Source organism: Leisingera caerulea DSM 24564 (genome assembly GCF_000473325.1).
Taxonomy (GTDB): domain Bacteria; phylum Pseudomonadota; class Alphaproteobacteria; order Rhodobacterales; family Rhodobacteraceae; genus Leisingera; species Leisingera caerulea.
This window is the reverse complement of the sequence record NZ_KI421513.1, coordinates 2496179-2509233: the sequence shown is the minus strand read 5'-3', so window position 1 is coordinate 2509233 and position 13055 is coordinate 2496179. Positions and strand designations below refer to the sequence as shown.

Here is a 13055-nt window from a genome sequence, read left to right as displayed (position 1 = left end):
GCGCTCCCCGCCCGGTGCAAAGTCTATCCTGCGGCAGAGGTAGCCAAGCCGTGCGGTCTTCACAAGCCCCGGCTTGCCATCTCCCCCGCTGAAGCCTTAGTTTCGCCGCACTGAAATATTATCCGATCCATATCTTAGTTTTTCGAGTTCAGCCCCCTGTGATGCCCCAGAAACCTGCACCAGACCGGAGCTTTCTGTTCCTGCAAGGCCCGCACGGGCCGTTTTTCGCAGCCCTCGGCAAACTGCTGCGGGCCGCGGGCTGCGAAGTGGCGCGGGTCGGGTTCAATGCAGGCGACCAGGCCTTCTGGCGCGGCAGGGACAGCTATATTCCGTTCACCGGGACACAACAGGAGTGGCCTGAGGTGCTGGCCGGGCTGCTGGACAGCCGCGGCATCACCGACATCGTGCTGTATGGCGACACCCGCCCGGTTCACGCCGCCGCAGTCGCGGCGGCACGGCAGCGCGGCCTGACTGTGCATGTGTTTGAGGAAGGCTATCTGCGCCCCTACTGGGTGACTTATGAGCGCGGCGGCGCCAATGGACACTCACGCCTGATGGACATGACCGTGCCGCAAATGCAGGAGGCGCTGGCGCTGTCCGACGTGGAAGCGCCGCTGCCGCCGGCGCATTGGGGCGATATGCGTCAGCATGTCTTCTATGGCGCGCTGTACCACTGGTTTGTCATGTTCCGGAACCGCAAGTACCGCCACTTCCGGCCGCACCGGGCGCTGCCGGTAACCAAGGAATTCCAGCTCTACCTCAAGCGCTTGGTGCTGATGCCCGCGCAGGCGCTGGAGCGGCGCCTGGCGGAGCAGCGCATCCGCAACGGCGGCTTCCCCTACCATCTGGCGCTGCTGCAGCTGGAGCATGACAGCTCCTTCCAGATGCACTCCCCCTTCAGCAGCATGGGCGATTTCCTGGCGGAAGTGATCGGCGGCTTTGCCAAAGGCGCTCCGCTCCACCATCACTTGGTGATCAAGGCGCACCCGCTGGAGGATGGCCGCGCCCAGGTGCGCCGCACCCTGCGGCGGCTGGCGCGGGAGCACGGCATCGCCGGCCGGGTACATTACGTGCGCGGCGGCAAGCTGGCGCAGCTGCTGAACGAGGCACGCACCGCGGTGACCGTCAACTCCACCGCCGGCCAGCAGGTGCTGTGGCGCGGCATCCCGCTGCGGGTGTTCGGGCGCGCGGTCTATGGCAAGCCGGAATTTGTTTCGGAGCAGCCGCTGACGGAATTCTTCGCCGCCGCCTGCCGCCCCGACAGCCGCGCCTACAAAGATTACCGCCGCTTCCTGCTGGAAACTTCGCAAGTGCCGGGAGGGTATTATTCGCGGGAGGGGCGCCGCCAGCTGCTGCGCCAGGTGGCGGATATGATGCTGGCACAGGAGGATCCCTATGACGCGCTGCGCCTGGGCACAGCGGCACCGCGGCAACAGTTACGGCTGGTGACCTGATGCAGATTTGCCCGAAGACTGGATTTTTCCCTGCTGCCCGGTTAGGTTGCCGGTAAAACTTGAGGCAAACAATAATTGGTCGAGGAGACCGAGCAGTGAAATCCGTTCCCCTTCGCTGGGCGCGTCCGGTGGCCATGCTGGCCGCCTTGACGCTGGCCGCCTCCTGCGGCCTGCCCAAAGTCGGCCCCAACAAGCGCCAGATCTTCGCCGGGTCCGTGCAGCGGGAAGGCGATGCCTTTATCGTCTCTGTCAACGACCGGGTTGCCCGCGCCACGGCAGTTGTGCCTGCTTTGGGGTTCTCCTCCGGGTTCACCTCGGCGGGGCGGCTGACCTCAGACACCATCCGCCCCGGCGATGTGCTGGGCCTGACGGTCTGGGAAAACGTGGATGACGGGCTGCTGGCGGCAGAAGCCACAAACTCCACCGTGCTGGAGGAGGTGCAGGTCGACAGCGCGGGCTATATCTTCGTGCCTTACGCAGGCCGGCTGCGGGCCTCCGGCAACACGCCGGATCAGCTGCGCGAGACCATTACCCGCAAGCTGGAAGACCAGACCCCCGATCCGCAGGTGCAGGTACGCCGCCTGGCGGGCGATGGCGCGACCGTCAGCCTGACCGGCTCTGTCGGGGCCCAGGGTGTCTACCCGATCGAGCGGCCGACCCGGACCCTGTCGGCCATGCTGGCACAGGCCGGCGGTGTGACGATCCAGCCGGAAATCGCCCAGGTCACCGTGATCCGCGGCCAGGAGAAGGGCAAGATCTGGTTCCAGGATCTGTTCGACAATCCGCAGCTGGATGTCGCCCTGCGCGGCGGCGACCGCATTCTGGTGGAGGAGGACACCCGCTCCTTCACCGCCCTTGGCGCAACCTCCGCCCAGGCGCGGGTGCCGTTTGAAAGCCAGGACCTGTCAGCGCTGGAAGCCATCGCCCAGGTCGGCGGCCTGATTTCCACTGCCTCGGACCCTACGGGCGTGTTCATCCTGCGCAACGAGCCTGCTGAGATCGCCAACCAGGTGCTGGGCCGCGACGACCTGATCGGCGCCCAGCGGATGGTCTACGTGCTGAACCTGACCCAGCCGAACGGGCTGTTTGTCGCCCGCGACTTTGTGATCCGCGACGACGACACGCTGTATGTCACCGAGGCACCTTATGCGCAGTGGACCAAGACCATCTCGCTGCTTGTGACGCCGGTGGGGTCCCTGTCGAGCGTGTCGACCGCGCTTGACGGCAGCTGAAACAGCATGAGCCTGACCACAGGCCAGCACGAAGCCGGGAGCACTGCGTCCCGGCTTTTTGTTTACAATGGCGGCTTTCTGACCCAGCGCCGGGTGCGGCGGATTCTACAACTGTCCGGTTATGACATCCGGCTGGGCCTGCCGCAGCCTGAGGATCTGATCGGCCTGTGGGGCGCCTCCCCCACTGCGCACCGGGGCCTGGCAGTGGCACAGCGGCGCGGCAGCGGCTTGCTGCGGGTGGAGGATGCCTTTTTGCGTTCTGTCCATCCCGGCCGCTGCGGAGAGCCGTCCGCGGGGCTGCTGCTGGACCGGGCAGGATTGCATTTCGACGCTGGCGTGCCTTCGGATCTGGAGCAGCTGCTGGCCGCCCACCCGCTGGATGACTCCCATCTGATGCACCGGGCGCGAGATGCTATCGCCCGCCTGAAGACGGCGCATCTGAGCAAGTACAACGCCTTTGACCCCGAAGATCCGGTGCCGGAGCCTGGCTATGTGCTGGTGGCGGATCAGGCGCGGGACGATGCTTCCGTCACCGCCTCACGGGCGGACCGGGGCCGGTTTCTGGAGATGCTGACCTTTGCCCAGGAGGAACACCCAGGCGCGCGGGTGCTGATCAAGACCCACCCTGAGACGCTGCGCGGCTACCGGGCAGGCTATTACGATACCGGGGACGCGCAGGGGCGGATCGAGCTGTTCACCGGCAGCGTGTCGCCCTGGGCGCTGCTGGAGGGGGCTGTCGGGGTTTACACCGTCTCCTCCCAGCTGGGGTTCGAGGCGATCCTGGCCGGCCACAAGCCGCGGGTCTTCGGCCAGCCGTTTTATGCAGGCTGGGGGCTGAGCATCGACGACGCGCCGCCCGCACGGCGGCAGCGGCAGCTGACACGGGCGCAGTTGTTCGCGGCGGCGATGATCCTGTACCCGAAATGGTACGACCCGTTCCGGGACAAACTGTGCGAGCTGGAAACGGTGATGGACAACCTGGAGGCGCGCACCCGCGCCTGGCGGCAGGACCGCCGCGGCTGGACCGCATCCGGCATGCGGATGTGGAAGCGCAAGCCGCTGCAGAAATTCTTTGGCGCAGAAAAGAAGGTGCTGTTCAACGGGGACCCGGCCAAGGCGCAGGCCAGCTGCCGCAATTGGATGGTCTGGGCTGGCAAGGCTACAGACGCGCATAGCGGCGCGGTGCGGGTGGAGGACGGTTTCCTGCGGTCGCGCGGGCTGGGCGCCGAGCTGGTGCCGCCCCTGTCGCTGGTCACCGACCGGCGCGGGATCTACTACGATCCGCGCCAGCCCTCGGACCTTGACGCGCTGATCGCCCGCCGCGCGGAGATGACCCAGGCAGAGGAGCTGCGCGCCGAGCGGCTGGTGCAGTCGCTGGTCCGGGACGGCGTGTCAAAGTACAATCTTGGCGGCGGCGTCCCTGCCCTGCCGGAGGGCCGCCGGATCCTGGTGCCGGGCCAGGTGGAGGATGACGCCTCGCTCCTCTGCGGGGCCGGGCAGGTTCGGACCAGTCTGGAGCTTTTGCGCGCCGCGCGGGACGCCAACCCGGAGGCGGTAATCATCTACAAGCCGCACCCGGATGTGGAGGCCGGGCTGCGCCGGGGACAGGTGGAAGCCGAGGGGCTGGCGGATGTTGTTGCCGCGCAGGCAGACCCCATGGCCCTTCTGGGAGCGGTGCAGGAGGTCTGGACCATGACCTCTCTCCTGGGCTTCGAGGCACTTCTGCGCGGGGTGAAGGTGACCACGCTGGGCACGCCGTTTTATGCCGGCTGGGGGCTGACCACGGATCTGGCCACGGTGCCGCCCTGGCGCCAGGCACAGGTGCCGCTGTTGGGCCTCGCCCATGCGGCGCTGATCGACTACCCGCGCTATGTCGACCCTGTGACCGGCCAGCCCTGCCCGCCGGAAGTGGCGGTTATGCGCCTGCGTGAAGGCCGCCTGCCGCATCCAGGGCTTGGCAACCGCCTTCTGTCCAAGCTGCAAGGGCTGTTTGCGACCTACGCCTATATGTGGCGCTGACCCCGGCAACAAACTGCACAGGCAGAGCTCCCGCGCCCGCAGGACGCCCTGGCTGCCGCCAGCGCATCCTTGGCGGCCTTGGGCGTGGCCCGGCGCGAGGCGCCGGGCCACGCCCAACGGGAGCGGAGCATGTCCATGCTCCGGCGACGGGCGGGAGAACCCGCCTGTCAGGTAAGAACATCAGGGGTCAGCGCAGCGCCCGGGTCCAGCGGTGCAGGATGTCGCCGCCGAGGGGACGGGTTTCGACCAGCTCGAACCGCGGCGCTTCCTCCAGCCGGCCGATGCCCAGGGCCCCGATCGAGGGCAGCCCCTCGGCACCGATCCCCAGACCGGCGGTGAAACCGATCAGCTCATCCACCAGGTCAAAGGCCAGGAGCGAGGCCGCCAAGGCGCTGCCGCCCTCGCAGAACACACGGGTCAGCCCCGCCTGCCCCAGCTGCTGCAGCACATCCCCAGCATCCAGCTGCACCCCGTGCGAGGCGCAAGGGATCAGCTTGGCCCCCAGCCCTTCCCAGGCCTGAATGCGTTCCTGGTCGGCGCCATGGCCATGGCAGAGCCAGACCGGCACCTGTTTGGCAGTGCGGGCCAGCTGACCCATCAGCGGCAGGTCCAGATGGCGGGAGATCACCACCCGCACCGGCTGGCGCTCCACCCCCAGATCGCGCACTGTCAGCGAAGGATCATCCGCCCGCGCAGTGCCGCCGCCGACCATCACCGCGTCGTGGCGGGCGCGCATCGCATGCACGGCGCGGCGCGCCTCCGGCCCGGTGATCCATTTGCTCTGCCCCGATCCGGTGGCAATGCGGCCATCGAAGCTGCTGGCCAGTTTCAGCGTCACCAGCGGACGGCCCTGTTCGGTCTTGAGAAAGAACCCCGCATGATCGCGCGCTGCCTGAGCGCCCCAGATGCCCGTGTCCACCCGGATGCCCGCCTCCCGCAGCATCCGGATGCCCTGGCCGGAGACCCGCGGATCGCTGTCCCCGATGGCGGCCACAACCCGCGCCACCCCGGCATCAATCAGCGCTTGGGCGCAGGGCGGCGTTGCGCCTTGGTGGGCGCAGGGCTCCAGCGTCACATAGGCCGTGGCACCGCGGGCCGCTTCGCCGGCCTGCGCCAGCGCCTCGGTTTCCGCATGAGGACGGCCGCCGGGTTTGGTCCAGCCGCGGCCGACAACCCGGCTTCCTTGCACAATGACACAGCCGACAGCCGGGTTCGGCCAGCAATTGCCCTGGCCGCGCCGCCCCAGGGACAGCGCCAGCGCCATGAAACGATGATCAGCGTCCATTATTCTTCCGGTGCCACCGGCGGGCGCAGCTCATGGACAAAATCCTCGAAGTCGTCCGCGGCCTGGAAGTTCTTGTACACACTGGCAAAGCGCACATAGGCCACGGTGTCGATCCGGGCCAGCGCCTCCATCACAATCTCGCCGATCTTCTTGGAGGGGATGTCGGTCTCGCCCATGCTTTCCAGCCGCCGCACGATGCCAGAGATCATCTGGTCGATACGTTCCGGCTCAATCGGGCGTTTTTGCATCGAAATGCGGATCGAGCGCTCCAGCTTGTCGCGGTCGAAATCCTCCCGCTTGCCATTGGACTTGATCACCACCAGATCGCGCAGCTGCACCCGCTCATAAGTGGTGAACCGGCCGCCGCAGGCCGGGCAGAACCGGCGCCTCCGGATCGAAACATGATCTTCGGCGGGGCGTGAATCCTTGACCTGAGTGTCGATATTTCCGCAAAATGGGCAGCGCATCCGCCTGCTTCCTCAATCCTGTCAGTTTGATTATTAGTGCCGGTACCAGCCCGGTTATCCACAACTATAGGCTACCCTCCAGAATTTGGGTAGAGCTGATTTTTCGCCGCTAGATAAAGAGGTTCACGCCAGGTGCGCAGCCACCCGGCGCTGGTGCGGGGCATCCCGGTGCTCAAACAGATATATACCCTGCCAGGTGCCCAGCACCGGCGCGCCGCCCGTTACCGGGACCGTCAAGCTCACCGGCATCAAGGCCGCCTTGATATGGGCCGGCATATCGTCCGGCCCTTCATAGGTGTGACGCAGATAGGACATCGACGGATGGCTAGAGGGCGGCACCAGGCGGGCAAAAAAGGCCCTCAGGTCGGTTTGCACCTCGGGGTCGGCATTTTCCTGGATCAGCAGGGAGCAAGACGTGTGGCGGACAAACAGCGTCAGCAGCCCATCCCGCAGGCCGCTCCCAGCCACCCAGGACCGCACACCGGCAGTAAATTCATAAAGGCCCTGACCGCGCGTCGGAATAGTGAATTCGTTGTGCATGCGGCAGTTTTGGCGCAATCCGGGCCAGCAGGCAACCGATACGCTGCGCTGTCTCAGCCGTTACCACCGCCAGCGGTCGCGCCCGGGCAGCCGGTCATAGCAGTAGGTCTGCGCCGCCGTCACCCGCAGGCTGTCGCCCGCCTCCCGCACATTCAGTGAAAGGCTGCCGGAGCGGTCAGGCACCCCGGGCGGCAGGCCAAAGGCAAACTGCACCGCCTTGCGGCCCGGCCGGTTGACCGAAGGCCCCTCGCCGCGCCAGACGTAAATGCGCTGATTGACCGGCGCCCGCAGCTGGCGGATGGCAAAGTCGGCGATGCTGCACCAGTAATCCTGTGCGCCGGACCGGCTCCGGGCCACGACTTCCCAGACACCTTGGGAAACCGGCAGCACCTCATTCCGGTTGATCGCACGCCAGGCGGAGGCGGGTGCCGGAACGGCCAGAACCAAAGCCAGCAGCCCTGGAAGCCACAGTTTTCTGCATTTCATTTAAACCCCTTCCCCCGCCGCTGCGACAGCTGCGGATCAATCTGGTTTCAGGGCCGCCCGAATGGCACGAAGCAATACTCGTGGGCCCTCAGGACACTCATTGTATCACCAGCTTGCAGGCTGTTGACAGACCTGTATCCGTCAGACGGCGCCGCGGCCGCCAGATTTGCGTCCAGCGTGAACTGGACCGCAGACCGGCGCCCGGTGGTTTCGCTGGGGCCAAGGCCGCGGTAGATATACAGTTTGCTGCTCCACGGGCGCCGCAAGACACGCTGCACGTGATCGGCGGCGCCGCACCAGAACAGATAGCCGTTGCCGGTCCGGGCAATGACTTCGAACACGCCGTCGGAGACCGGATTGACCCGGATGCTGTGGCGGCTGGCGTTAGCGGCGGAAACGTCCGGGAGCGCCAGTATCAAGGACGCGGCAAAAACGGCGGCGGCGGTTGCTGGTTTCATCTGATCTTCCCTCCGGTCTGAAGGTTGCCCGCCCGGCCGGGCGGCTCCCTCACAAGGGTAGGAAAATTTGGAACACAAGCCAGTCACACTGCCGTGCGGCGGCAGGCCGGCGGCGGCAAATCATTTTTGATCTGTGTCTGGAAGCTCCGGTGCGAACGCAGCTAAGTCAGCGTTTACAACGCCTTGGTCATAGACCCGCAGCAGATGCTGGCCCGCGGCACGCCCCATGCCCGCTCCTTCGGCAACTGTTTCCACAGTTGCCATTGCGCAGCAGCCCCCGTTTGAGGGCGGCCTTCAAAAGAAGAATGTGATCTTATCCCCAACCCTGACGCCGCTGACCCCAGCGCCGGCGCAGCTTTCTTGACAGCTGCCATCTGCCTGTATCCTCAATTGCTGCCTGCAGGAAATCTTAAAGGGCAGACGCCTGCGCGCAGTAGCCGTGGCCTTGCTGCACGGACATGCTCTCGCCCGGGCGGAAGCCAAGTGACAGCCAGCCGACCTTGGGGGTGATGCCCGCCCGCTCCGGGTAAAGCGTGAACTGCACCGACGAGCGGCGGCCGGTGGTGACGCTCATGTCCCGTCCGCGCACCACGTAAAAGCGGTCGGTCCAGTTTGCGCCCAGTTCCCGGCGGGCATACTGGGCGGCGGCGCACCAATAGTCCCAGGTGCCGCCGGATCTTCCCGGCACCACCTCCTACACGATGTCATCGACTGGCAGCACCCGCACACCCCGGTTGGCAAGGAAGGGCTCGGCAAATGCGGGAACCGCGCCCAGGCAGGCCAAGCCAAGCGCGTAAATGAAGTGTCTCATCCGGAATTATCCCTTTGCTGCGGTCAACATAAGGGTTGGCGGCTGGGGCTCCAAGGCCCGCTTGCGGGCAAAGCCGCTTGCTCTCGCAGATGTGTGTGGGGCTGATGTCAGGCCCGCACAGGGAACGGAATGATCTCTGCGCTTTGCTGCTGGCGGCCCAGCACCTCCTCCAGAACGGCCAGAACGGCCGCATTGGGCGCGGTTCCGGTGTCCGGGTTGAACCTGGCCCTGGCTTGGCGGCGGAGCATATCCTTGGAGCCGCTGGCGTCCATCTGCTTAAGCGCTTCCCCCTGCTGCGCGAGCGCCTCGACCATAAACTGGTTGGCAGCCACCAGATCATTGAGCGAGCGGAGCTTGTCCGTCAGCACCGCAAGCGCCTCATTCATTTCATTATGTGCAGACATCCCCTTCCCCCCGGAAGACCTTTGGCGATACCTGCGATTTTAAGCGCCGCCCTCAGGCGGGACAATGCCAGGGTTAGCAAATGGTTAACGCCGGACATCCAGCTCCGGCAGCACGAGATGGCCGCTGTAGCGCACCAGCAGGCCGATCCGCGGCAGGCTGGCGGAGATGTCGAAGCCCAGGTGCCCCTCCGGCGTTTCAAATTCCATCGACGCGCTTTGCGGGCACAGGGCGCGGGGCAGCGGCAGGCCGAACAGCCGTGCCTTCTCGACTGTTACCACCAGCGCGCCCTGCTGGACCGAGGCCGAAAGCTCCAGCTCAACCGGCCCGAAGCGTTCCACGGCCCGCCCTTTGCGCGGGTCGAACCGCAGGCGCGAGCGGGTCTGGTACTTACCGAAACTGCGCTGCCACACGTGCCCCCTGCCCTGCGGCGCGACGTCCAGCCGGAAGCGGGACTGCGCCATTGGCGGCGGAAAGCCTGCCAGCCCGGCCAGCAGCCGCGCCCAGCGGTTGCCGCCCTCCACCGTGACAACGCCCTGGCTGCGCTCCGGCGGCTGCGCATGGAACCGCAGCAGGGCTGGCGGCACCTCCAGCCGTTGCGATGCGATGATTTCGCCAAAGGCGTCCCTCATGCGCCGAAGCCCCCGGCGGCAAAGCGTGCGCGGATCTCCGGGCTGGGGATCATGCAGCTGTTGTAGCGGCCGAACAGCCGGTAACGGTTGCGGGCGACGCTGAAATAGAGCGGGTCCTTCAGCCATCCCGGCAGGAACCGGCAGACCGACAGCACCGGCCAGGGCCAGGCCAGCGCCCGCATCGCCGCAGCGAACGCATCAAGGCGCTGATGGGAGCGACCATCGACGATCACCAGGTTGGTCTCGAACTCATCTGTTGGCAGCCCGTGTTCGCGGTAAACTTGCTGCCCCAGAGGCGACTGCGCTGTGGCGAAGGAGAACCGGCCTTCCCGGTCATGGCGCAGCATGAAACGGAAGAAGCCAGAGCACAGCACGCATTCGCCGTCGAAGACGATGAGGTTCTGACGCGGGTCACCGGCGGTCATGGAACGGCCTTTCCAAATTTTGCTCCAGCGTTGATCAGCGCTCGGGATAGATATCCGTCTCGGGCCCAAACACCACTTCATTGCCAGAAGCGTACAAGAAGCACCGCATACGGTTACCATCATTTTCTTCACAATTGCTAAGCGCAGCCTGCTCTGCCTCACGCATTGTCAGCCGCCCGGACGCATAGGCCCAGGCACCGTTCCGGCTCAGCGCAAGCGCCTTGTTCCGACGGGCCGCAGTGTAGCGGGCAACCACATCCCGGCCGCGCAGGCCGTCCACAAACGGGATGGTTTCAGGATTGACCGTTTCTGCATAAACCAGCGAGGACACCGCCCGCCAACCGGGCAGGTTCCGCCCCCTTGCAATCGCCAGGCCGCAAGGCTGTCCGGCGCTGTGCTCGCACTTTTGCAGCACGGCGCTGGTAATCGTCGACGACAGTTTATTGCCGCTGCAACGGGACGCCCAATGGCCGTTTGGCGACACCGCGACCATATACGTCCGCTTGCAGCGCACCCTCTCATAGTCTCTCTGAATAGAGGCGCTGGCGGCGTCCGAAAGGAACGGAATCTGATGGAAATCCGGGGCTTCTGCCCGCGCGGTTACTGTGCCGGCAGCCAATGCGGCAAGTACGAATCTGAACAACATGATCTGAAATTCCCAAGCTAATATGCCGCGGAGAATACAGGTCAATCCGGCAAGAAAAAGGCGCCCCGCAGGGCGCCTTTCACTTTACTGATCCAGGAAGCTGCGCAGCTTGCGCGAGCGGCTGGGGTGCTTCAGCTTCCTGAGCGCCTTCGCCTCGATCTGACGGATCCGTTCGCGGGTCACGCTGAACTGCTGGCCGACTTCCTCAAGGGTGTGGTCGGTGTTCATACCGATGCCGAAACGCATCCGCAGAACCCGCTCCTCGCGCGGCGTCAGGGACGCAAGCACCCGGGTGGTGGTTTCCTTGAGGTTCTCCTGAATGGCGCTGTCCAAAGGCAGAACCGCATTCTTGTCCTCGATGAAATCGCCCAGCTGCGAATCTTCCTCGTCCCCGATCGGGGTTTCGAGAGAGATCGGCTCCTTGGCGATCTTCATCACCTTGCGGACCTTCTCCAGCGGCATCTGAAGCTTGTCGGCCAGCTCCTCCGGGGTCGGCTCGCGGCCGATCTCGTGCAGCATCTGGCGGCCGGTGCGGACCAGCTTGTTGATGGTCTCGATCATGTGGACCGGGATCCGGATGGTGCGGGCCTGGTCGGCGATCGAGCGGGTGATCGCCTGACGGATCCACCAGGTCGCATAGGTCGAAAACTTGTAGCCGCGGCGGTATTCGAACTTGTCCACCGCCTTCATCAGGCCGATGTTGCCCTCCTGGATCAGGTCCAGGAACTGCAGGCCGCGGTTGGTGTATTTCTTGGCGATCGAGATCACCAGGCGCAGGTTGGCCTCGACCATTTCCTTCTTAGCCTGGCGGGCTTCTTTCTCGCCCTTCTGGACCTGCTGCACGATGCGGCGGAATTCGGAGATGTCCAGACCGACATACTGGCCCACCTGAGCCATGTCGGCACGCAGCTCCTCGACCTTGCCGGTGGAGCGTTCGATGAACATCTGCCAGCCGCGGCCGGGCTTTTCGCCCATTTCGGCGAGCCAGTTCGGGTCCAGCTCGCGGCCGCGGTAGGCGTCGATGAACTCGCGGCGGTTGATGCGGGCCTGGTCGGCCAGCTTCACCATTGAGCTGTCGATCTGCATGACGCGGCGGTTGATGCCGTAAAGCTGGTCGATCAGCGCCTCGATACGGTTGTTGTGCAGGTGCAGGCCATTGACCAGCTCGACGATTTCGGAGCGCAGCGCCTGGTAGCGCGCCTCGTCTTCCGAGCTGAAGGAGCCGTCTTCGTTCAGGGTGGCGGAGATCCGGCTGTCCTGCATTTCGCTCAGTTCGGCGAAGTCGGTGGAGATCCGCTCCAGCGTGGTCAGCACCCGGTCCTTGAGCGCAGCCTCCATCGCGGCCAGCGACATGTTGGCCTGATCGTCCTCGTCATCGTCGTCATCGGTGGAGATCGGGTTGCCGTCGGCGTCCAGCTCCGGGCCTTCCTCCTTGGCCGGCTTGGCCGCCGCCTGCACCGCTGAGGTGTCGACCACCGGGGTCTCCTCCTCGCCGTCCTCATCCAGCTGGTTGCCAAAGGTGGCCTCCAGGTCGATGACGTCGCGCAGGAGAATGTCCTCGGACAGAAGTTCGTCGTGCCAGATGGTGATCGCCTGGAAGGTCAGCGGGCTTTCGCACAGGCCCGCAATCATCGTGTTGCGGCCGGCCTCGATGCGCTTGGCAATCGCGATCTCGCCTTCGCGGCTCAGCAGCTCGACCGAGCCCATCTCGCGCAGGTACATGCGCACCGGGTCGTCGGTGCGGTCCAGCTTCTCGGTCTGGGCGCCTGCCAGCGCAACCTCGCGCGGGCCTTCGGTGGTCACAAGGTCAGTGGTGCCCTTGTTCTCTTCTTCCTCGGCCTCTTCATCCTCGATGATGTTGATGCCCATTTCGCTGAGCATCGACATCACGTCTTCGATCTGTTCCGAGCTGACCTGATCCGGCGGCAGAACCTGATTGAGCTGATCGTAGGTGATGTAGCCTTTCTCGCGGGCTTCCGCGATCATCTTCTTGACCTGAGCCTGGCTCATGTCGAGGGAGATTTCGGCGTCCTGATCGTCAGGTTTGCGGTCGTCGGTGTCTTTGGCGGCCATTCAATGCTCCTACTCAGGGGCTGCGGGACGGTGCGAATCACGCGAATCATTAGCGCGATAATCCGATTCGTCACCCCGTTTACCCAATTTTCCTGTGCTCTTCCTTAGCAAAACGCAGAATCACC

The 13055-nt window shown here is 65.1% G+C and carries 14 protein-coding genes; 3 read left to right on the top strand and 11 right to left on the bottom strand.

The window, feature by feature from the left end; all coding sequences use genetic code 11:
• Nucleotides 1–161 precede the first annotated feature (161 nt).
• The 3 genes from CAER_RS0119355 (at nt 162) to CAER_RS0119345 (ending at nt 4705) form a co-directional block, all read left to right on the top strand.
• Nucleotides 162–1454 carry a capsule biosynthesis protein gene (locus tag CAER_RS0119355; RefSeq protein ID WP_027236915.1) on the top strand — a complete coding sequence of 431 codons (1293 nt, stop codon included), beginning with the start codon at nt 162–164 and terminating at the stop codon, nt 1452–1454.
• Nucleotides 1455–1549: 95 nt separating this feature from the next.
• Nucleotides 1550–2686: a polysaccharide biosynthesis/export family protein gene (locus CAER_RS0119350; RefSeq protein WP_027236914.1), complete on the top strand. Its 1137-nt coding sequence runs from the start codon at nt 1550–1552 to the stop codon at nt 2684–2686.
• Nucleotides 2687–2692: 6 nt separating this feature from the next.
• Nucleotides 2693–4705 carry a capsular polysaccharide biosynthesis protein gene (locus tag CAER_RS0119345; RefSeq protein ID WP_027236913.1) on the top strand — a complete coding sequence of 671 codons (2013 nt, stop codon included), beginning with the start codon at nt 2693–2695 and terminating at the stop codon, nt 4703–4705.
• Nucleotides 4706–4892: 187 nt separating this feature from the next.
• On the opposite strand, the gene ribD is transcribed toward CAER_RS0119345, so the two are convergent.
• The 11 genes from ribD to rpoD form a co-directional block, all read right to left on the bottom strand.
• Nucleotides 4893–5990, bottom strand: a complete 1098-nt coding sequence (ribD, locus tag CAER_RS0119340) for a bifunctional diaminohydroxyphosphoribosylaminopyrimidine deaminase/5-amino-6-(5-phosphoribosylamino)uracil reductase RibD (RefSeq protein ID WP_084299597.1) — start codon at nt 5988–5990, stop codon at nt 4893–4895.
• A complete protein-coding gene (gene nrdR / locus CAER_RS0119335; RefSeq protein ID WP_027236911.1) occupies nt 5990–6457 on the bottom strand; it encodes a transcriptional regulator NrdR in 468 nt (155 codons plus the stop codon). The genes ribD and nrdR overlap by 1 nt, the downstream gene beginning before the upstream one ends.
• A gap of 123 nt (nt 6458–6580) precedes the next feature.
• A complete protein-coding gene (locus CAER_RS0119330) occupies nt 6581–6997 on the bottom strand; it encodes a secondary thiamine-phosphate synthase enzyme YjbQ (protein ID WP_027236910.1) in 417 nt (138 codons plus the stop codon).
• 60 nt (nt 6998–7057) lie between these two features.
• Nucleotides 7058–7483 carry a hypothetical protein gene (locus tag CAER_RS0119325; protein WP_027236909.1) on the bottom strand — a complete coding sequence of 142 codons (426 nt, stop codon included), beginning with the start codon at nt 7481–7483 and terminating at the stop codon, nt 7058–7060.
• 47 nt (nt 7484–7530) lie between these two features.
• Nucleotides 7531–7941: a hypothetical protein gene (locus CAER_RS0119320; protein WP_027236908.1), complete on the bottom strand. Its 411-nt coding sequence runs from the start codon at nt 7939–7941 to the stop codon at nt 7531–7533.
• 409 nt (nt 7942–8350) lie between these two features.
• On the bottom strand, nt 8351–8629 hold the full coding sequence (locus CAER_RS28240) for a hypothetical protein (RefSeq protein ID WP_245597385.1): 279 nt from the start codon (nt 8627–8629) through the stop codon (nt 8351–8353).
• A 230-nt stretch (nt 8630–8859) separates the two neighbouring features.
• On the bottom strand, nt 8860–9156 hold the full coding sequence (locus tag CAER_RS0119310; RefSeq protein WP_027236907.1) for a hypothetical protein: 297 nt from the start codon (nt 9154–9156) through the stop codon (nt 8860–8862).
• 84 nt (nt 9157–9240) lie between these two features.
• On the bottom strand, nt 9241–9786 hold the full coding sequence (locus tag CAER_RS0119305; protein ID WP_027236906.1) for a DUF4166 domain-containing protein: 546 nt from the start codon (nt 9784–9786) through the stop codon (nt 9241–9243).
• Nucleotides 9783–10211, bottom strand: coding sequence for a thiol-disulfide oxidoreductase DCC family protein (locus CAER_RS0119300; RefSeq protein ID WP_036797455.1), 429 nt, complete (start codon nt 10209–10211; stop codon nt 9783–9785). The genes CAER_RS0119305 and CAER_RS0119300 overlap by 4 nt, the downstream gene beginning before the upstream one ends.
• Nucleotides 10212–10245: 34 nt before the next feature.
• On the bottom strand, nt 10246–10857 hold the full coding sequence (locus CAER_RS28235) for a hypothetical protein (RefSeq protein WP_154667793.1): 612 nt from the start codon (nt 10855–10857) through the stop codon (nt 10246–10248).
• An 84-nt stretch (nt 10858–10941) separates the two neighbouring features.
• Nucleotides 10942–12930 (bottom strand): RNA polymerase sigma factor RpoD, encoded by a 1989-nt coding sequence (gene rpoD, locus CAER_RS0119295; RefSeq protein ID WP_027236904.1) that lies wholly within the window; start codon nt 12928–12930, stop codon nt 10942–10944.
• Nucleotides 12931–13055 lie beyond the last annotated feature (125 nt).

What these genes read in the sequence shown, in the direction of transcription:
- CAER_RS0119355 (WP_027236915.1), top strand. Translation starts at nt 162, where the DNA reads ATGCCCCAGAAACCTGCACCAGACCGGAGCTTTCTGTTCCTGCAAGGC.
- CAER_RS0119345 (WP_027236913.1), top strand. Translation starts at nt 2,693, where the DNA reads ATGAGCCTGACCACAGGCCAGCACGAAGCCGGGAGCACTGCGTCCCGG.
- ribD (WP_084299597.1), bottom strand. Translation starts at nt 5,990, where the DNA reads ATGGACGCTGATCATCGTTTCATGGCGCTGGCGCTGTCCCTGGGGCGG.
- nrdR (WP_027236911.1), bottom strand. Translation starts at nt 6,457, where the DNA reads ATGCGCTGCCCATTTTGCGGAAATATCGACACTCAGGTCAAGGATTCA.
- CAER_RS0119330 (WP_027236910.1), bottom strand. Translation starts at nt 6,997, where the DNA reads ATGCACAACGAATTCACTATTCCGACGCGCGGTCAGGGCCTTTATGAA.
- CAER_RS0119325 (WP_027236909.1), bottom strand. Translation starts at nt 7,483, where the DNA reads ATGAAATGCAGAAAACTGTGGCTTCCAGGGCTGCTGGCTTTGGTTCTG.
- CAER_RS0119320 (WP_027236908.1), bottom strand. Translation starts at nt 7,941, where the DNA reads ATGAAACCAGCAACCGCCGCCGCCGTTTTTGCCGCGTCCTTGATACTG.
- CAER_RS0119310 (WP_027236907.1), bottom strand. Translation starts at nt 9,156, where the DNA reads ATGTCTGCACATAATGAAATGAATGAGGCGCTTGCGGTGCTGACGGAC.
- CAER_RS0119305 (WP_027236906.1), bottom strand. Translation starts at nt 9,786, where the DNA reads ATGAGGGACGCCTTTGGCGAAATCATCGCATCGCAACGGCTGGAGGTG.
- CAER_RS0119300 (WP_036797455.1), bottom strand. Translation starts at nt 10,211, where the DNA reads ATGACCGCCGGTGACCCGCGTCAGAACCTCATCGTCTTCGACGGCGAA.
- CAER_RS28235 (WP_154667793.1), bottom strand. Translation starts at nt 10,857, where the DNA reads ATGTTGTTCAGATTCGTACTTGCCGCATTGGCTGCCGGCACAGTAACC.
- rpoD (WP_027236904.1), bottom strand. Translation starts at nt 12,930, where the DNA reads ATGGCCGCCAAAGACACCGACGACCGCAAACCTGACGATCAGGACGCC.